16 protein-coding genes are annotated in these 19405 nt (G+C 53.1%); 11 read left to right on the top strand and 5 right to left on the bottom strand.

Annotated features, from left to right (window positions below; translation table 11 throughout):
- Nucleotides 1-216 precede the first annotated feature (216 nt).
- From NSU14_RS29755 to NSU14_RS29725, 7 genes are all read left to right on the top strand, one after another.
- Nucleotides 217-1254 carry an EAL domain-containing protein gene (locus tag NSU14_RS29755; protein ID WP_076243552.1) on the top strand — a complete coding sequence of 346 codons (1038 nt, stop codon included), beginning with the start codon at nt 217-219 and terminating at the stop codon, nt 1252-1254.
- A 97-nt stretch (nt 1255-1351) separates the two neighbouring features.
- The gene (locus NSU14_RS29750; protein ID WP_042133066.1) at nt 1352-2026 is read left to right on the top strand and encodes a response regulator transcription factor; all 675 of its coding nucleotides are present in this window, start codon (nt 1352-1354) and stop codon (nt 2024-2026) included.
- Nucleotides 2023-3456, top strand: coding sequence for a sensor histidine kinase (locus NSU14_RS29745; protein ID WP_076243553.1), 1434 nt, complete (start codon nt 2023-2025; stop codon nt 3454-3456). The genes NSU14_RS29750 and NSU14_RS29745 overlap by 4 nt, the downstream gene beginning before the upstream one ends.
- Nucleotides 3457-3526: 70 nt before the next feature.
- Nucleotides 3527-4438, top strand: a complete 912-nt coding sequence (locus tag NSU14_RS29740; protein WP_042133070.1) for an ABC transporter ATP-binding protein — start codon at nt 3527-3529, stop codon at nt 4436-4438.
- Nucleotides 4435-5151 (top strand): ABC transporter permease, encoded by a 717-nt coding sequence (locus tag NSU14_RS29735; RefSeq protein WP_042133072.1) that lies wholly within the window; start codon nt 4435-4437, stop codon nt 5149-5151. Before NSU14_RS29740 ends, NSU14_RS29735 begins: the two co-directional genes overlap by 4 nt.
- Before the next feature lie 2 nt (nt 5152-5153).
- On the top strand, nt 5154-5891 hold the full coding sequence (locus tag NSU14_RS29730) for an ABC transporter permease (RefSeq protein WP_340948197.1): 738 nt from the start codon (nt 5154-5156) through the stop codon (nt 5889-5891).
- Between the two features lie 218 nt (nt 5892-6109).
- Nucleotides 6110-6475 carry an ArsR/SmtB family transcription factor gene (locus NSU14_RS29725; protein WP_039299548.1) on the top strand — a complete coding sequence of 122 codons (366 nt, stop codon included), beginning with the start codon at nt 6110-6112 and terminating at the stop codon, nt 6473-6475.
- Between the two features lie 311 nt (nt 6476-6786).
- Here the strand turns inward: NSU14_RS29725 and NSU14_RS29720 are convergent, their stop codons facing one another.
- Complete coding sequence (locus NSU14_RS29720) at nt 6787-7791, bottom strand: cation diffusion facilitator family transporter (RefSeq protein WP_340949018.1); 1005 nt, start codon at nt 7789-7791, stop codon at nt 6787-6789.
- On the opposite strand from NSU14_RS29720, the gene NSU14_RS29715 reads away from it, so the two are divergent.
- From NSU14_RS29715 to NSU14_RS29705, 3 genes are all read left to right on the top strand, one after another.
- Nucleotides 7717-7878, top strand: coding sequence for a hypothetical protein (locus NSU14_RS29715; RefSeq protein ID WP_340949048.1), 162 nt, complete (start codon nt 7717-7719; stop codon nt 7876-7878). The two genes, NSU14_RS29720 and NSU14_RS29715, sit on opposite strands and share 75 nt — an antisense overlap.
- 480 nt (nt 7879-8358) lie before the next feature.
- Entirely contained in the window at nt 8359-10683 is a 2325-nt protein-coding gene (locus NSU14_RS29710) for a heavy metal translocating P-type ATPase (protein WP_076243555.1), read from the top strand.
- A gap of 314 nt (nt 10684-10997) precedes the next feature.
- Entirely contained in the window at nt 10998-12929 is a 1932-nt protein-coding gene (locus NSU14_RS29705; protein WP_256703821.1) for a methyl-accepting chemotaxis protein, read from the top strand.
- A gap of 106 nt (nt 12930-13035) precedes the next feature.
- Here NSU14_RS29705 and NSU14_RS29700 read toward each other — a convergent pair whose 3' ends face one another.
- The 3 genes from NSU14_RS29700 to NSU14_RS29690 form a co-directional block, all read right to left on the bottom strand.
- Nucleotides 13036-13998: an L-lactate dehydrogenase gene (locus tag NSU14_RS29700; RefSeq protein WP_042133078.1), complete on the bottom strand. Its 963-nt coding sequence runs from the start codon at nt 13996-13998 to the stop codon at nt 13036-13038.
- Between the two features lie 409 nt (nt 13999-14407).
- Complete coding sequence (locus NSU14_RS29695) at nt 14408-14914, bottom strand: CcdC family protein (RefSeq protein ID WP_042133080.1); 507 nt, start codon at nt 14912-14914, stop codon at nt 14408-14410.
- 198 nt (nt 14915-15112) lie between these two features.
- Nucleotides 15113-15373, bottom strand: a complete 261-nt coding sequence (locus tag NSU14_RS29690; protein ID WP_036732764.1) for a GlsB/YeaQ/YmgE family stress response membrane protein — start codon at nt 15371-15373, stop codon at nt 15113-15115.
- Nucleotides 15374-15627: 254 nt separating this feature from the next.
- Between NSU14_RS29690 and NSU14_RS29685 the strand changes: the two genes are divergently transcribed.
- A complete protein-coding gene (locus NSU14_RS29685) occupies nt 15628-16677 on the top strand; it encodes a lactonase family protein (RefSeq protein ID WP_076243556.1) in 1050 nt (349 codons plus the stop codon).
- A gap of 241 nt (nt 16678-16918) precedes the next feature.
- Here NSU14_RS29685 and NSU14_RS29680 read toward each other — a convergent pair whose 3' ends face one another.
- On the bottom strand, nt 16919-19258 hold the full coding sequence (locus tag NSU14_RS29680) for a poly(ethylene terephthalate) hydrolase family protein (protein ID WP_340948195.1): 2340 nt from the start codon (nt 19256-19258) through the stop codon (nt 16919-16921).
- Nucleotides 19259-19405: the final 147 nt, after the last annotated feature.

The raw sequence follows: 19405 nt of genomic DNA, 5'->3' as shown, positions 1-19405 counted from the left end.
GGTTCGGGAAGGGCCTTGCCGCGTTGTGCAAATATAAGAAGTTACAGGTTTCACACGACAACTTATCCTTCTATTTCCCGCTGAAACGGTACCGTCCTTTAAAAAGGACGGCAAAGGCGTTTCCACTTGTGCATGTCCGTAAATAATAGATGGAACATGGGAAATCATGCTATACTTGCCTCAGTATTTTGACATCCTGAGGCGGAGGCGATTGCCATGAATTGTGTTGACTGCGCTGACATAGACCCGATTGAAGATGAAGGGGAGCTGAAGCTGCGCCCCTATTCTGTTCCGCTTGCCGCTGCGGTAAGGAATGCAGGATATGAAGTATTCGGGACAAGCAGGACCTGTATCATTCCCTACCGCTGCAAAGAAGATTTGCTGGAGCTGTTAGGACAGCTGGAGGTATTCGAGGAGCAGCAGCAGATCTCCTTGTCTTTGTGTATTAAGGGCAGAGGAGCCCGCATTTCTCTGGAGCGCTGGCTGACTCTTGAGCAGCTGAAGGTCCGCTTTTCCAGCGGGAATCTGGTTTCGATTATTATGAGCCATGATTTCTGCAGCCACATGCAGCCGATTGTGAATTTCTCCGAAGAGATCATTGGCTTTGAAATGCTGCTGCGGCCGCTGCCGCAAGGGAATCATTTTCAGCCGTATGAGCTGTTTGAGATTGCCCGGCGTACAGGATTCCATTCCTTTCTTGACCGCGCAGCCAGGATTTCAGCCATTGAGACAAGTACAAGAATGCTGCCGAAGGGCATCAAGCGGTTCATTAACTTCCTGCCCTCCTCTATTTATAATCCCAAGTATTGTCTCACGCATACGTTCGAGACGATTCAGCGGCTGGATCAGAATCCGGAGGATTATGTATTTGAAGTGGTGGAAACGGAAAAAATAAACGATATGCCGCATCTCCGCGCCATTTTTGCCGAATACCGCCAGCAGGGTATGCTGGTTGCGCTGGATGATGTCGGAGCGGGGTATTCGACTGTAGAAGTGATGTCCAGCCTGCAGCCCGATTATGTCAAAATCGACCGTGATTTGATCAGCTTCTGCGATCAGAATAAGGACAAGCAGAACGTTCTGCGGGATATTATCTCCCGGGCAGGGGATTTCGGTGCAAAGGTGCTCGCCGAGGGAATCGAGCGCCGGGAGGAGTTTCTCTTCTGCCGTGACCTCGGCATGGATCTGGGGCAGGGGTATCTCTTCGGGAAGCCGGAAGAGAAGCCGCCGGCACATTTCGGATTCAGTGCCTGAATCAGCAAGATCCATTCTCCCCGGAGCGCAGCCTTGAACACTGCCTGTTTCCGGGGATTTGTTATGTTATTTGAAGGAGAGAGGGGAGAAGCTCTGCATGGGTGTTACAGTACTATATGTAGAAGATGACCGTGAGATTGGCAACGCAGTATCTGCGGATCTGCGGGAACGGGAGTATGCTGTCCGCTGGCTGGAGAGCGGAGAAGGCGCACTGGAAGCGGCTGAGGGCTGCCAGCTGGTGATACTGGATGTGATGCTGCCGGGACTTGACGGGTTCACCGTCGGTCAACGGCTGAAGCGGGCCTATCCGGAGACGCCGATCCTGATGCTCTCTGCACGCACCTCCATTGACGATAAGCTACAAGGACTGGATTTCGCCGATGATTATCTGACCAAGCCGTTTCATCCCGATGAGCTGGCAGCCAGAATGGAGGTCCTGTTAAGAAGAAGCGGCACTGCTGCACCTGCTCCCATGATGCTTAAGCATCTGGTGGTCAGGCCGGGCAGCAGTGTGGTTATGGAAGCTGCGAGCGGGCGGGAGATTATGCTTACAGGCAAGCAGTTCCAGATCTTCTCTTACCTGCTGCGGCATCTTGGGCAGGTTCTGACCAAGGAGCAGATCTATGAAGCGGTCTGGGGAGAGAGTTATATTGAAGGCGACAAGACACTTATGGTACATATCCGTTATCTGCGCGAGAAGCTGGAGCTTGATCCGGCTGCGCCGGAGATTATTGAGACGGTCAGGGGTATCGGTTACCGGGTGAGAGGATGAAGAGGGCGGGGCGTTTCCAATCTCTGCGCCGTTCCCTGCTCTTCCGGTATCTGCTCATTCTTTTGGCCGCGTTGTTGTTTATCCCCGTTATCGTTCCATTGACTGTTATGCTGTACAGTATCTTTGGCGGACTCACCCATGAAGCGCCTCCCAAGGAGTATGCGCTGTATTCCAGTGTCGATAAGCTGGAGATCATGTGGCATGAGGAAGCGCGCAGGCTCCTTGACCAGCCGCCTAAGGGTATCACTCAGCGGCTCCGGACACTCAGTGAAACCTACCATCTGGCCAGAATATTCTGGGTAGATAACGAGGGCAGAACACAGCTGGTTACAGAGCCCTCGGGTCCTCAGCTGCTGCAGGATGGACAGGCGGCACGGGATATCCCTGCTTATTGGGGCGCCGTCGAGGCAATATCCTTCATGAAGGACAGCATGGCGCTTAAACCACTGGCGATTGTTGCTTTTGTAGGGGATCAGGCTGAAGCCGGAGAAGGCTTCATGGTCATGCAGATTCCGGAAGAAATCAGGAATGGGAAATATGCCCCAGGGCTGGATAGGTGGTATTCGATTACGATGCTGGTATTCTTGATCGTCTTCGTCGTCAGCTCCTGGTTCTTCTTCATTATGATCCGCAGAAGACTGCTGCGGCTGCAGACCGCTATGGTTTTTACCGGACGTGAAGGTCTTCCTAAGGTGGTTATTCCGGGCAAGCCTGATGAAATCGGGCGGCTTGAAGAGGCATTCAATACGATGGTGACAGAGCTTGCCGCCAGCCGCTCCAGAGAGACGGAAGAAGAGGGCCTGCGCAAGCGCCTGGTTGCCGACCTGTCACATGATCTGCGGACTCCGCTCACCGTGATCCGCAGCCACCTGCATGTGCTGGGCAAGGAGGATTTATCGGCTCGCGGCCAGGAATCCCTTGAGCTGATGGATCAGCGGATCGAGAGTCTCGGAGGGCTGATTGACAATCTGCTGGCCTATAATCTGCTGAACAGCGGACGGATGACGCTCCAGCTGGAGCAGAAGGATGTGCTTAGACTGCTGCGTGAGAGCGCTGCGGCCTGGTATCCGCTCTGGGAGAAGGAGGGGTATCAGATTGAGATTGATCTGGAGGCAGCGCCGCTCTACTGGAATGTTGATGTCAGCTGGTTCCGCAGGGTGCTGGATAACCTGTTCCAGAATATTCTGCGTCATGCGCGCAGCGGTCTGTATGTAGGGATATTTACGGAAATCCGTGGCGGTAACCGTGTCCTTGTAATCTCGGACCATGGCGGCGGCCTGGACGGGAGTACCGATTCCAAAGGAGCGGGCCTTGGCCTGTCCATTGTTGATCTGCTGCTGAAGCGGATGGAGCTGGAATGGAGTATGGAGAGTACGGGGCAGGGCACCGAGATTACAATCTGGAAGCGGCTGCCGGACCGGAAAATTTAAACAAAATTTAAACTTGCTGCTTCCGCGCTTTTAACCTTGGGACGTTATGCTGAATACCGAGGTGAAGAGAATGAAGGATACAGTAATAGAAACAAGAGCTCTGCTTAAGGAATACCGTGGCCGTGCGGCCGTGAAGGAACTGAATCTGAATATCAGACAAGGGGAAATCTATGGATTCCTCGGTCCGAACGGCGCCGGCAAAACAACAACGATCCGTATGCTGCTGGGTCTGATTAAGCCGACCTCCGGCAGTATCGAAATTTTTGGCCGGGAGCTGCGCCGGAACAAACTGCAAATCCTGCGCAAAGTAGGCTCTCTGGTGGAGTCCCCTTCCTATTACGGGCATCTGAGTGCCCTGGACAACCTGGAGGCAATCCGCCGGATTCTGGATGTGCCGAAGCCGCGCATTGCCGAGGTGCTGGATATTGTCTCGCTTACCGGGGAAGAGAAACGGCCGGTCAAAGGCTTCTCGCTGGGCATGAAGCAGCGGCTGGGCATTGCCGCTGCGCTGCTCGGCAGTCCGGAGCTGCTGATTCTGGATGAACCGACCAACGGGCTGGACCCGTCGGGCATTCAGGAAATCCGCTCACTGATTAAGCGGTTGCCGGAAGAGCAGGGAATTACGGTCCTGGTATCCAGCCATCTGCTGAGCGAAATCGAGCAAATGGCCGGAACCGTCGGCATTATCCGTGAGGGGCAGATGGTCTATCAGGATACGATTGCCCATCTGCAGGAGCAGGCGGCAGGCAATCTGAGCCTGGCGGTATCGGAGCCGGAAGCTGCGCTGGTGACTGCACTGCGGCGCGGGTGCGGCGGTGAGCTGCAGGAGGGAAGGCTGATCCTGCCCCGGATGAGTGATGCCAGAGTATCGCTCCTGGTCAAAGAGCTGGTCGAAGACGGCCATGCGGTCTACAGAGTGGAAGAGCACAGACAATCGCTGGAGGAATTCTTCCTGCAGGTGGTGGGGGGAGGGCAATCATGATGTGGCGTGCGCTGTCGGCGGACTGGCTCAAGATCCGCGGCAAAGGCTTATGGTTCCTGGTGTTCCTCGGACCGGTCGGCCTGATTGCCATGCAGGGAGTGAATTTCGGGCTCCGCTATGATTATCTGCGGGAACAATACCAGGCGGATTTGTGGGGAGGCCTGCTTCGCAATGTCTCCGATTTCGTACCGGTAGCCTTGTATCTCGGCGGGACACTGGTCTGCTCGCTGATTGCAAATATCGAGCATCAGACGAGTTCGTGGAAGCAGCTGCTGGCGTTGCCTGTCTCGCGTACGGCTGTGTTCATGTCCAAGCTGCTGATCTGCCTGATGCTGCTTGTGGTGTCTTGTCTCCTGCTGTCGGCAGGGACCGTCTTCCTGGGTCTGCTGCTCGGATTCAGTATGCAGCCCATTCCTTATACGGATGTCCTGCGGATAGGATTTGCTTCTTACGCAGCGGCTATGCCTGTCATTGTGCTGCAGCTGTGGCTGTCCTTGTCCAGCCGTAACCAGACGCTTCCTGTATCTCTGGGTATGACATTGTCGCTGCTCAGCCTGTTCTCGGTATTCCTCTCCGAGTGGATTCCGTTATCCTGGCCTTCCCTGGCCTGGAATGCTAAGCACCCTTGGTTATTCAGCGGAGCAGGCCTGCTCCTTGGAGTCATAGTGCTGCTGCCGGGAGCCCTGCATTTCGCCCGAAAGGATGTGGCCTGAAGATGAGACCATTCATGCGGATTATGTCTGCGGAGCGGCTGAAGATGTCGGGGTCCTGGGTCTGGCTGCTGGTGCTGATCAGCCCGCTGATCGCTTTGGCCGTCGGGGCTGTCGCAGACCGGCAGCCGGACGGGGTATTCACCTGGCAGGTGTTGCTCAGTGCCATGTCGGTTATTCACGCCATGTTATTCCTTCCGGTGCTCTCGGGCATCTTTGCGGCTCTGATCTGCCGTAATGAGCATAGTGACGGCGGCTGGAAGCTGCTGCTTGCCTTGCCGGTTAGACGGACCTCGGTATACCTGGCCAAATATACAATGGTTATGGCGCTCCTGGCTGCTGTGCAGCTGTTGTTTCTTGCAGCTCTGCTAGGGATGGGATTGTACCGCGGTGCAGAAGGAGCGATTCCCTGGGAACTGTTGCTGACCAGCCTGTTCGGCGGCTGGTTCGCCTGCCTGCCGCTGGCTGCGCTGCAGCTGGCCGTATCCCAGGGCTGGAGCAGCTTTGGCGCGCCGCTTGCACTGAATGTCTGCTTCACCATCCCCAATATCCTGATCGCGAACTCAGCTGCATACGGGCCGTATTATCCATGGGTGCAGCCGATGCTTGCCATGTCGCCTTTCGGGGAGGACCGGTTCGGCGCCTTCAACCTACCTTTGGAGAGCTTGATGATTGTAGTGTCCGGAAGCCTGGCGTTATTTCTGGGAGCGGGGTTGTTCTTCTTTTGGCGTAAAGCGGTATAAAGGCCGGGGTATTACGGAGTAGGATATAATATTTGTGCGTGTGAGTATGCTGATATTTCTAACTTATAGTTTGCTTCTGCTTATACGAGTTATGTGCTGTCTCTCCTGTTCTACATTTCTCTCCATGGACATTGACCGCAGTTTTTTCTATAATTAATCGTAGAAGTAACTATTAACGGCCGGTGAAGCCGGATAAGCATATGGAGGAGGGCGAGAGCATGGAGCCAGCGGCACTTGAAGAATGCGACAACACATGCAATGGTTCCGAGCTGGAACCGGAATCTATGGCATTGATCCTGCCTGACCGCGGGACTACAGACAAGATGGCGGAGATGTTCAAGGCACTCGGCGATCCGACCAGAGTAAGGCTCATTTACGCTTTATCCCAACAAGAGTTATGTGTCCATGACTTGTCGTCGATCCTGGATATGGGACAGTCCGCTGTTTCCCACCAGCTCCGTTACTTGCGCAATCTGCGGATTGTGAAACGCCGCAAGGAAGGCAAGACTGTATTTTACTCGCTGAATGATGCACATGTGGAGCAGATCTTCCTGCAGACCCATGAGCATATCCGGCATGAATAGATGACCCTGAACATGAACAAGGGAATGTCCCGGCAGCTGTGATATGCTGCTCGGTGACATTCCCTTCTTGTATTACGGGGTGAATGAATGAACTGCTTCGAGCTAAATCCTGTATGAAATACAACATTCCGCTCAGTAAAACGGCGCTAATTGAAAATTGTTGTACATAATGCAGGATTCTTCCTCTTCCAGGCGGATTAGCGGGAATATTCTTGCATTTCATACAACATTAGTCCCCTACACCCTGGTCTCTATGAACCCAAGTTGCAATATGTACAACAATTATGCCCTGTCCGGCAAAAGCCTCCCAATTACACAGGAAGCTCCCTATGCTTCAAGGAAGTATTCTCAATCTGCAGGGTAGTGTGGTGAATGCCGAATTTGTCTTCCACAACCTTAAGTGCCTGCTGCAGCACCTGCTGGTGGTCAGTATGATCCCCGATCAGCAGATGGCCGCTGAGTGCATCCAATCCGGAGGTAATCGTCCAGATATGCAGGTCATGCACATCAAGGACCCCTTCGATTCCCAGCAATGTTTCCTGCACATCACGTATATTCACCGTGAGCGGAGTACCTTCCATAAGAATATGAAAGGCCTGTCTGATAACGCCCCAGGCGCTGCGCAGGATGAGAAGGGCAACCAGCACGCTGATGATAGGATCTGCGACGTACCAGGAGAACAGATTCATGATAAGGCCGGCAATCAGGGCGCCGACGGAGCCGAGGGCATCGCCCATAATATGCAGATAAGCGCTCCGGATATTGATGTTGTCTTTAGCTTCGCTCTTGCGCATCAGCGACCAGGCGCTGATGAGATTGGCCAGCAGTCCGACAGCGGCAATCACCATCATGGTTCCGCTGGCAACAGCCGGAGGCGAGAAGAAGCGCTGGTACGCCTCCCACATAATAAAGCCGGCGATAACAAACAGCGTCACCCCGTTGAACAAGGCTGCCATAATCTCAAACCGGAAGAACCCGTAGGAGTTCTTCGATGACGGCGGCTTCGCGGCAATAATCATCGCAACCAGACTCAGTGCCAGCGAGGCGGTATCGCTAAGCATATGCCCGGAGTCAGATAACAGGGCCAGACTGCCGGTGACAAGGCCGCCGAAGAATTCGAGAAACATAATGCCGCCGGTGATAATTAAGGCGATCAGCAGACCTTTCTTATTATCCGGTGCATGAGAATGAGAGTGTGAGTGTGAGTGTGAGTGTGAGTGTGAGTGTGGGTGTGAATGGGAATGATCCGCAGCCTTGTGCCCGTTGTGCGGGTCTTTGCCGTTCCCATGCTCGCTGTGCTGATGCCCGTTGTGCAGGTCTCCGCCGTTCTCATGCTCACTGTGCTGATGTCCATTGTGCAGCTGTCCGCCATTTCCATGCTCACTGTGCTGATGCTGCTCTGATTGATCTGAGTAGTTTGAGTGGGTTGAATGCCCCGAATGCCCCGAATGCCCCGAATGCCCCGAATGCCCCGAATGCCCCGCATCCTTACCATCAGGTGCCCCATTCTGCGTTGTCGTGCCGGAATTTTTAGAATGATTCATGGGTAAAACCTCTTTTCAGTTAACATATGAATGATTGCTCATATGTTAATATTATGACGGCTGAAGGTAATTTACAAGGGTTTGCAGCAAGTTTATTTTCGTTTCAGAGCTAGTTGTCGCAATAAATCCCTATCGCTTCAATTACAGGTATGCCGCATCTTCTCCAATTCAAGCTATATAAGTTTTATTTAACGTTGTTTGAATTGTTATTTTTCATGAAAAAGCCAAAAACTATGCGCGAGGTGCATTGACACTGTAAGTTTCAGGGGAATATAATATGTGTAAGTTAACATATGAACAAATACTCATATATAGGTTTTACCAAGGGAGATGAGTCATTTGAATACGGTACAAGGTAATGTGAAGCGTAAATGGGTACTCGAGGGTCTGGACTGCGCGAATTGCGCCATGAAGATTGAGAATAAGGTCAAGAAGATCGAAGGGGTATCTTCCTGTTCCGTGAACTTTGCGATGAAGACCATGACGCTGGAGACCGCTGCTTCTGCTGCAGAAGAAGTAGCTGAACAGGCGCAGCATACTGTCACTGCACTTGAACCGCATGTGAAGCTGCGTGAAGTCACCGCTTCGCGGGCGGTCAAGAAGCCGCTGGCTGCTGGCAGCCCAGGCCAGGTACGCCGCGTAGCTACTCAGGGTCAAGAGCATGACCATCCGGGCGGAGAGCCGCATAGTCATGCCCAGGATGACATACACGGTCATGCCCATGCGGCTGCGGAGCATACCCATAGTCATCCCTCTGCCGCTGAGCACGGTCATGACCACAGTCACGGCCACAGCCATGAGCACGGGGAAGGCGGTACGCGCAGAATCCTGCTGCGTTTGGCCGGTGGAGCCGTTCTGGCTGCTGCCGGGATGTTCCTCCCGGTCAGTGGAATCGCGGAACTGTTAATCTTCCTGGCAGCGTATCTTATCGTGGGCGGTGAGGTAGTCTGGTCTGCCGCGCGGAATATTATCCGCGGCCAGGTGTTTGATGAGAATTTCCTGATGGCGCTGGCGACCATCGGGGCTTTTGCCATCGGAGAGTATCCGGAAGGCGTTGCGGTTATGCTCTTCTATCAGGTAGGTGAGCTGTTCCAGGGGATGGCGGTGAACCGTTCACGCCGTTCGATTACAGCGCTGATGGATATCCGGCCGGAATTTGCCTACTTGAAGGAAGGCGGTAATCTGCGCAAGGTCTCGCCGGAAGAGGTAGCAGTTGGAGACAGCATCGTGGTTAAGCCGGGCGAGAAGGTACCGCTGGATGGCATCATTCTGGAAGGCAGCGCGATGATGGATACCTCGGCGCTGACCGGTGAATCCGTACCCCGGTCAACCCAGCCGGGCAGCCAAGTGCTGAGCGGATTCATTAACCGCAATGGTGTGGTTACCATTGAGGTGACCAAGGATTTCGGCGAATCGGCAGTCTCGCAGATTCTGGAGCTGGTGCAGAATGCGACCAATAATAAAGCGAAGACAGAGAACTTCATCACGAAATTCGCCCGTGCCTATACGCCGGTAGTAGTGATAACAGCCCTGCTGCTGGCGGTGGTTCCACCGCTGGTACTCAGCGGAGCCACGTTCTCGGACTGGATATACCGTGCGCTCGTCTTTCTTGTTATTTCTTGTCCCTGTGCGCTTGTGGTATCGATCCCGCTCGGATTCTTCGGCGGTATCGGGGCCGCTTCGCGGAACGGGATTCTGGTCAAGGGCAGCAATTTCCTGGAAGCATTAAATGATGTGAAGGTTGTTGTATTTGATAAGACGGGAACCTTGACCAAAGGGCAATTCAGCGTGACCGGGAATTATCCGGCGGAAGGATTCACCCCGCAGGAATTGCTGCGGATTGCCGCTTATGCCGAGAGCCATTCCAGTCATCCGATTGCCGAATCGATCCGCTCTGCTTACGGGGAGGTAATCCCTGGAGAAGCCATCACGGACTATAATGAAATTTCCGGCCACGGCATTGCTGTCACAGTCGAAGGCAAGGCAGTACTCGCCGGGAATGCAAGGCTGATGGAACGGGAGGGGATTGCAAGCCCTATCCCGCAGCAGAGCGGCACAGTGGTTCATATTGCTGTCGATAAGCAGTATGCAGGTTATATCGTTATTGCGGATGAAGTGAAAGAGGATGCACAGCGGGCCATCCAGGAGCTGAGCGCGCTGGGAATCCGCAAGACCGTCATGCTGACCGGCGATGCTGCATCTGTAGCCGAGTCCGTCGGCAGACAGCTGGGCATTCAGGAGATTCATGCGGAGCTGCTGCCCGGAGATAAGGTCGAAGCGATTGAACGGCTGGAGCGGGAGAAGGGACCGAAGGAGAAGATTATTTTTGTCGGAGACGGGATTAATGATACTCCGGTGCTGGCTAGAGCCGATGTCGGGATCGCCATGGGCGGACTTGGCTCCGATGCGGCCATTGAAGCGGCAGACATTGTAATAATGACGGATGAACCCTCGAAGATTGCCGCCGCTATCGGCATTGCCAAGCGCACGCGGACCATTGTGTGGCAGAATATTATTTTTGCGCTGGGGGTCAAGGCCGTCTTCCTGCTGCTGGGAGCGTTCGGAATTGCCACCATGTGGGAGGCCGTATTCTCCGATGTCGGGGTAACCGTGCTTGCCGTGCTCAACAGTATGCGTGCATTGCAGCCTCCGAAATCAGGATAATGCTCAGCTGCCATATTTATAAATTCACTACTATTGCCGGATTCTGATTTATAAATTACGAAATAATTATGAAAAAATAAGTCATCATGATCCTAAATTTTGGGTCCTGAGGCTTATTTTTTATTGGATGTATAATGTTTTTTGTCTATTTATGCCGATATATCATTATATATTTACAGCATATGGAAGATTACAACGGTTTTCTGGGGGGACATTCGGTGAAGAAGGCAGGCTTGTGGTCAAAAATGAAAATGAATGCAAACAATGGAAAAACTGGTTCTCTGCAGAAAAAGTGGTCGTTGGTCATTTTAGCAGTGGCCATTGTACCTCTGCTGGGAGCGACCCTCTTTTTCATGCAATACTTTGGGGGCGTGACCCGGGCGGACAGTGAGGAGCTGGCTGAGAGTATCCTGGAGATGAATACTACACGGATCGATGAATGGATAAACTCCAAAACATCTGCGGTACAGGAACTGATGGCCATGCATCCTGAATTCGACACTGCACAGCCGGCCACTATATTCCCGGTAGTCAAGGTGCTGGAAGACAGCGACAGACAGTCCGAAGGCTACAGTGTCATTAATAAGGAAGGGATATTGTCGAATTCCCTTAATCTTACCGCCGATGTCAGCGGAGAGGCGTATTTCCAGGAAGCCAAGACGAGCCATGCACCGGCTGTAGCCGATATGTCTTTTTTGGAGCAGCTGAATAAAAATATCATTCCGGTCTTCGTTCCGGCAGTGGACAAAGACAATCAATTCGCCGGAGGCATCGCCTTCTCGGTAACACCTGATATTCTGACGGAGATGAGCAAGAACATCCATGTAGCCGAAACCGGTTATGGATATGTGATTTCAGGACAAGGTAATTATTATACCTCTTCGGATCCGGACCGGATCGGGAAGAACATTGCGGACTATGCCGGAACGCCGGAAATGAAGGAAGCCTACAAGAATATACTGGCAAACGACAAGGGTTCGGAGACCTACAAGGGCGAAGACGGGAAGCAGGTCATCACCTATTTCCGTACGATCCCCAGCACAGACTGGAAGCTGCTGATCAGCGTTCCAAAGAGTGAGATTACAGCCAAAGTAACTTCGGCCCAGACCATCTCCCTGATATTCGTTGTTATAGTTATGCTCGTTGTTATCGGTATTTCCCTATATCTTACCCGCTTGATTGTGAAGCCGATAGTAGCGATCTCCGGTGTAATGAGACGGGTGGCAGAGGGTCATCTGAGTGATCGGGTGGCAGTGCGTTCCGGGGATGAGATTGGCCAGATGAGCCAGAGCATCAATGATATGATTGCAAGCCTGGCCGGAATTGTCGGCAAAATCGATGCTACAGTCGCCCAAGTGGCTGTCTCTGGAGAAGGTGTGCTGAAGTATGCCAATCAGACCTCCAATACTTCGGCGGAGATCGAGACCGTGGTCCAGGAAGTAGCAAGGGGCATGGAGGAGCAATTCAGAGGTTCGGAGCAGGCGGCAAGAGCCACAGAAGAGATGGCTATCGGACTGCAGAGAATTGCCGAATCCTCGGTCAGTGTATCAGATCAGGCGGAAACGGTCAGTACCGAGGTAGAGAACGGTTATCTGGAGATCCAGGCTACACTTGAGCAGATGACAGTAATCAGCACTACTGCGGGGAAGACTTCAGAGCTGATCAACAACCTGACCGGTCAATCAGAGCAGATTGGACAGATCGTGGATGTGATCTCGGAAATCTCCAATCAGACGGGGTTATTATCGCTTAATGCTTCTATTGAAGCTGCCAGAGCAGGCGAGCACGGGCGCGGCTTCGGAGTTGTAGCGAACGAAGTGAAGAAGCTGGCTGAGCGCACGGGCGGAGCCATCGTGAACATTGTTGAACTGATCCGCCAGATTCAAGAATCCACCAAGAATGCTGCGGTCTCTATGGAGAAGAGCGTAGTTGAAATCGGTGACGGTATGGGGAAAATGAAAAATGTGGGCGAATCGTTCAACCATATCCGTTCTTCCATCCGCGAGGTTTCCTTGCAGATTCAGGATGTATCTGCCATCAACGAGCAAATGTCGGCCGGGACGGAAGAGATTACGGCTTCCATCTCTGATATGCTGATCATTGCAAGGGATTCTGCGGAAAGTGCCGAGATGGTTGCAGAGGCTTCAACTGAACAGCGGAATCTGATGGGTAAGGTTGTAACCTCGGCTGAATCTCTAAATGGGCTGATGTCCGAATTGCGGAGCGAGATTGAGAAGTTCCATTAAGGGCTGGTTGCAATAAAAAAACACCCCTCTGCCGCACGGGTTACCGTGTGTGAAGCAGAAGGGTGTTTGCTGTTTAATGAATCAATCCGCAGACGCAAGGTCAGGCTTACAGCTTTTCTTCCAGCTGCAGACTCTCAATTCCGCCGCGGATAATGCTGCATGAGGCTGCGAATTTCGCCATTTCAGCATCGCTGAGGTTCAGCTCCAGCAGTTCCTGGATACCGCCGCTGCCAATAATGGCCGGTGCACCTGCGCAGACGCCACTTTGCCCGTACTCGCCGTCCAGAATCGCCGAAACGGCGATGATTTTGTGCTCATCATTCAGAATGGAGCGCGTGATGTAGGCCAGTGCACTGCCGATCCCGAAATGCGTGGAGCCTTTGCGGGTGAAGATCTCCCAGCCGGCATCCTTCGTCTTGCGGGCGATATCCTCAAGGTCCAGGCTGCTGAAACGCTCGCGGTGCTGTTCCATGATCTGCAGAAGCGGCTTGCCGCCGATCGTTACATGAGACCAGGCCACGAACTGGGATTCCCCGTGCTCGCCGAGTGCGTATCCGTTGACGCTGCGCGGATCGATGGTGAATACCTCGGACAGCAGCGTCTTCAGGCGGGAAGAATCAATCGAGGTACCGGTGCCGATGATCCGGTGCCGCGGCAGGCCGGATATTTTCCATACCATATAGGTGACAATATCAACGGGGTTCGCGGCTACGACAAAGATACCGTCGAAACCTCCAGCCATAATTTCGGTAACAATCTCCCTGGTAATAACAGCGGCGGCATCCAGCACATCCAGCCGGGTCTGCCCTGGTTTGGGATTGGCGCCTGCCGTCAGAATGACGACATCCATCCCGGCGCAATCGCTGGAGGTGCCTGCGTACACCTTAGTACGTGTTCCGGTGAAATCCATGCAGTGCGAGAGGTCAAGCGCTTGTGCCATGGCACGGTCGTAGGTGCGGTCGATCATCATGATCTCATCGCAGATGGCCTGATTAACCATGGAGTAGGCGCAGCTGGAACCTACCATACCAGAGCCGACGATTGCCACTTTTCTCGATTTACTTTTCAATTGCCTTGTCCCCACTCTCTAGAAGTATGCTTTTATTCTAACTGATCTTATCGGAAGTTACCTGACATGAAGTTGAAAAAGTCATGCGTCGCCTGCCCGTTTTTCGACACAATTGACATCGGAGGTTAGAAATATGGCGGTCTAGCCTTATACTGCTTCACTGCTATAATTATTATGTGATCCGGGCTGTTAAGAACCATGCAGAAAGCCCGGCGCCTATTAAATATGAAAGGGGATGTCCCAAGCAGTCATGATCATGGCTGTTTGGGACACCCCCTGTTTGTGAATATAAGGATGTATAAGTGTCATTCCACGAATCATCCTTATACTTCCCGCTGAAACGTGGCCGCTCTTTGAACAAGACGGCAAAGCCGTTTCCACCCTGCTGTCCAGGATGTATGTATCCTGCTTACCCTCTGGTCTGTGGTATTTGGGCCTCTGCAGGCAGCATCCGGGTGTAGTGCTTATACATGAACACTCTCCAGTGGAGAATCATGCCAAAGGCCAGAATAAAGAATAATCCGCCGGATTGCGGGACGGATACATATTGATTGATAAACTCATGGAGAAGGGTGCGGATCAGCAGCAGTCCAAGCAGAATGAAGGCGAAGCTCTTGGAGCGCTGGGCATAAATCTGTCCTTCCCGTTCCTCGAACCGGGTGCTGCGCATTAGCGGATAGGCGAAGATAAACCAGCCGACCAGGAAAGCTGCAACAGCCCACCACCAGGGAAATCTGACTTCCGGGACTACAAACATGGCGAATCCGGTGGACATGCCAAGCGGCGGAATCCATATTTTGCGGACGGTTACCGGACGGGCACTAGCCTTCAGGCGGATAAAAATAACCATCAGCGCCATGAACACGGCTCCCAGCGTGGAGCCCACATGCAGAAGTGAGGGGTTGATATTGCCCATGATTCACTTTCCTCTCTGTGATTTGGGTCACTTATTTCTTCATTATAGCAGAAAAAAGATCCAATTCAGAATGGATCACCGGCCGTGGTGAAGGCGGCCCCTGGATGGCCCACACAGCAAACCCGCCAGGGTTAACCCTGGCGGGTTTGCTTGATAAGTGTATTTCAGCAGCTTCAGCTATGAATGCTGCCATAGGGCTTAAGAACGGCTACGTCCGCCAACCGAACGCAGGATCAGGCTGACGATGAAGATCAGAACTACGGCACCAATCAATGAAGGGAAGACATAGTAGTCGCTGATCTTAGGTCCCCAGCTTCCCAGCAGCATGCCGCCGAGCCATGAACCCAGAATACCGGCGATAATGTTGCCGATAATGCCACCCGGAATATCTCTGCCCATAATCAGGCCAGCCAGCCAACCAATCACGCCACCAACAATCAACATCCATAATAAACTCATTATTCTTCAGCTCCTTTGTGTTTGTTATCTTCGATGGTTACTATTAACCTTCTGCAAGACGTTTAAACCAAGTGTCAAATATTGCTTGCACACTTAGAATTAGTATTCTATTGTATCCATATTTATGCTGTTTAAGCCTGGTAATGTCTTGGGTACATAAACATGTTATAGTAAATTTTGCGGAGATCAGCTGAGTGAAAACACCGCTGTGCAGGTTATATATTTGTACACTATACAATAAAGGAGCCGTTGCCATGCACCAGCCTAATGAAGTGTTGTTCTATATCGGAACCTATAGTAGTGAGAAGGAAGAAGCCATCCTGTTGGGGGCGCTGGATAAGGAAACGGGCGAAATGAGAATTATGGGCGGCACCCGCGGAATTGAGAATCCCTCCTATCTGGCTGTAAATGCAGCGGGAACCGTATTATATGCGGTAAGTGAACAGGATGAAGGCCAGGTGCACGCCTACGCCATTGAATCCGGCAGCAAAGCGCTGCGCCCGCTGGGCAGCAGAGCTACCGGAGGCGGTGCGCCGTGTTATGTTTCCGTGGCTCCGCAAGGAGATTACATATTCGTATCTAATTATACGGGAGGAAATGTGAATGTATTCCCGCTGAACAGTGACGGCTCGCTGCAGGACATGTCCTCCCAGGTTAAGCATGAAGGTTCAGGAATCCGTGCAGACCGTCAGGATGCGCCTCATCCGCATTCCGTTATTCCCGATAAAACCGGGGATCATGTGCTGGTCTGCGATCTCGGACTGGATCAGATTGTGTTCTACCGCGTGGAGGAGGGCAAGCTGGTCACCCACCGCGAAGTGGATCTGCCGCCGGGCTCGGGGCCGCGTCATCTGGCTGTACATCCTTCACGGCAATGGATCTATCTGGTGAATGAATTGAATAATACGGTTACCGTATTTGCGGATGACGAGCAGCAGGGCAACCTCAAGATCCTGCAGAATGTCAGCTCGCTTCCTGAGCATTACACGGCCGGAAGTGATGATACAGCGGCGGATATTCACGTCTCCCCATGCGGAAGATACCTGTACGTATCGAACCGGGGACATGACAGCATCGCCCTGTTCCATATTGATAATGCGACAGGTCTGCTGGAAGCGGAGGATTGGGTCATCTCCGGCGGCCGGACACCGCGGAATTTCGCCATTATCAGCGGCATGCTGCTCGCTGCTAACCAGAACAGCGGCAATATCGTATCCTTCAGGATCGACAGTGAGAGCGGCCGGCTGATTCCTACAGGTAATGAACTGGAGATTCCGTCTCCGGTCTGTGTAGTGGCTGTTTGATAGAGCGGATTACGCCGCCATCTGTAGATCTAAGTTGTAATTCATACAACATTTAAGCCAATGGACTTATCTATAGAAAGTGGGCTTAAGAATAAGAATAAGGATTTGCCTTTTCCGGGTTCACGCCAAAAGAACGTCCCTCTGCCCGCTGGCAGTCTGGGACGTTCTTCGTTTGGGCTCATTATATACCCTTGTGGCACAAGTCACACGGAACAGTAATTTTATCATCTGAGCATGCTCTTTACTGCATCCCCAGCTGGTCATCCCGCTCATAGAAGCCGATGTCATCCAGCATAATCTTGTCATCTTCCCCTTGCAGGTAGAAGGTGATTTCGGTCAGCTTGTCCGGATCAAGCGCTGGCTCTTCTTCAAGGAACAGCTCAAAGGGCAGCTCATAGGTCTGGAAGACGGCTTCCGAGCGGTCGCCGAACTTGCCGTCGCTGATCCGCTCCTCCAGCCATGGGCTGATCGTGAATTCGGTCTGGGGCAATGGCAGAATCTCCATTACCTCATCCAGGGGCAGCCGTGCCGTGACCTCATTGCTGTCGGTCAGCTCCACCTCCACATCGGGGGAGAGAGCGCCCGCAGAGGGTGCAGCCGCATCCTCTGCGTCATCAGCGTCGGAATTAAGGTTAGCCAAGGAGAAGGCTAAGCCCTCTGCGGCGGAAGCGGCAAGATTACGGGTGAGTGATTCACTAAGCTTAATCTTGTAGGAGGCTTCAACCGCATCCGCACCAGCATCCGCATCACCAGCTCCAGCCTGGTTCTGAGCGGTGCTGCCGCGCTCCAGCAGAATACCGTATGAAGGTTTATTCTTGGACTCGCGGTCCTTGGCTGCTTCTTCGCTCCAGGTGAGGCCTTCAGCAGTGGCAGTGCCGCCCTTCACCGTATTTCTTTTGCGGTCTTCCTCGTAGTTCGCTACCGTAAGGTAAGTCCCGCTCTGGAACCGGTTATAATAGGCGGTATCCGGCAGCCACTGCGCACCGCTGCGGTAATCACGGAACAATTGCTGATATTCCTTCTTCCCGTGCAGCGTAGTCTCCAGAAATGCAGAGACATAGATCTTGGCAATCTGCCGCTGGTCACCACCATCCATTATATCTGTACGTTTCAGGAACAGCCCCGTCGGCAGTGCCTGGTCAAACAGCCCCCAGTCTGTGTTGAACTGGCTGTGATTGGCATCGGCAATGTAGAGCGAGCTTTTGAAAGCCGGAGTGCTGCCGGTGTAGGAAGCACGCATATACTGCCGGTCCCCGTAGAAGTCATGCACATCGCCGTCACGGGCGCCCTGCAGCGTCAGATAGTTCACATCCACCAGACTGGCCTGTTTGCTGTCAATGGCTTTATCCGTAGGAGCCAGCGCAATAACGGAAGTGATGTTGAACTGCTTCGTTGCCGCCAGTGCCGGATCACCGGTGAACCAGCGCGAGGCATCCGCAGCCATGGCTACAGCCTGACCGCCGCGGCTATGGCCCAGCAATGCAGTCTGGTCATAATCGACCTTCTGATAGAAGGGTGTGCCGGATTGCTCCGCGAAGCTTGCGATCTGCTGCAGATGCTTCAGAATCATCCAGGTCCGCACCTGGAAGTCATTATCCGGAATGCCGGACCACGCAGAATAATTCAGGAAGTTCTCATCCAGCGAGACGGCGATAAATCCCCGGCTGGCCAGCAGTTCCCCGAGATAGGCGTATCCGCCCTCGGAATAATCCTCCATCATATGGTTGCCATGCACCATAAGCACGAGGGGATAAGGCCCGTCACCGTCAGGCATCCAGACCCGGGCATTCAGAGGAAGCGCTCCGGGATCGAATCCCCAGAATAAGGTACGCAGCGCAGGCCATGATTTGATGAATTCCGTAGCATCCACAGAAGCAGAGAGGAGCGCGGCATCCGCGCCATACTCTGTACGGTGCAGGTCCTGGCCGCTCCCATAGGTGAAGCTGTGGAACGTATAGTCCCCCGGCTGTCCGGGATCAGCCGCCGCCGCAGGAAGAACCTCTCCATCCGCAGCCAATGTCTTAACCGATGGGGAGGGAGCAGGGCTGCTTCCCGTCCCATAGGCCAATGCCAAGGGGGTCAGGACAAGAACCGCTGCCAGAAGCCCGCCGGTGAGGGTTCTCCGCGTCCGCAGCAGACCGGCTGCAAGACCTCCCAGCCCCCCGGCCACAGCTGTGATACCAGCGATGGCTGCTGCAGCCTCAAGCTCCAGATCGGCGTAATACAGAATAAGCAGCACGGCGCTCAGTGCACTGAGCCAAGAGCCCGTGAACAGCCGCGGAATGCGCAGTCCGGTTAATGAGAGCAGTAGAGCCAGCAGGTTGCCGGCCAGCGCCATTACAAGGGTTCCCGCACCGGCAGCCAGTATAATATCCGCTGCGCTCCCAAGCCCTGTAGGAATGCCCATAACCGCTATAGTAAAGGCCAGAATGCATAGAATCCAAGGACCGCAGAGTGCAATCCTCCATAATGCTGTATCATACCGGTACGTTTCTAAGCTGCGTCTTCCCATTTCCCTGAGTATGCGCCTGTGCAGGCGTGGTCCCTGCGGTGCGGGTACATACTCCAAATCCATTCCCATAATAGTTTCCCCCGACAATTTGTGGCAAATAGAGGCTGCAGAAATCCGGCAGAACTCATCTCTAGTAATTCAACTTATATCTAGTAATTCGACCTATAAGATGTAGCAATAATATTACTTTAAGACATCAATAACAAGTGGGTCTTA

It is taken from the genome of Paenibacillus sp. FSL R10-2771, assembly GCF_038000205.1.
Lineage (GTDB): Bacteria > Bacillota > Bacilli > Paenibacillales > Paenibacillaceae > Paenibacillus_AQ > Paenibacillus_AQ phytohabitans.
The sequence above is the reverse complement of the archived record's forward strand: the minus strand, read 5'-3'. Positions and strand labels throughout refer to the sequence as shown.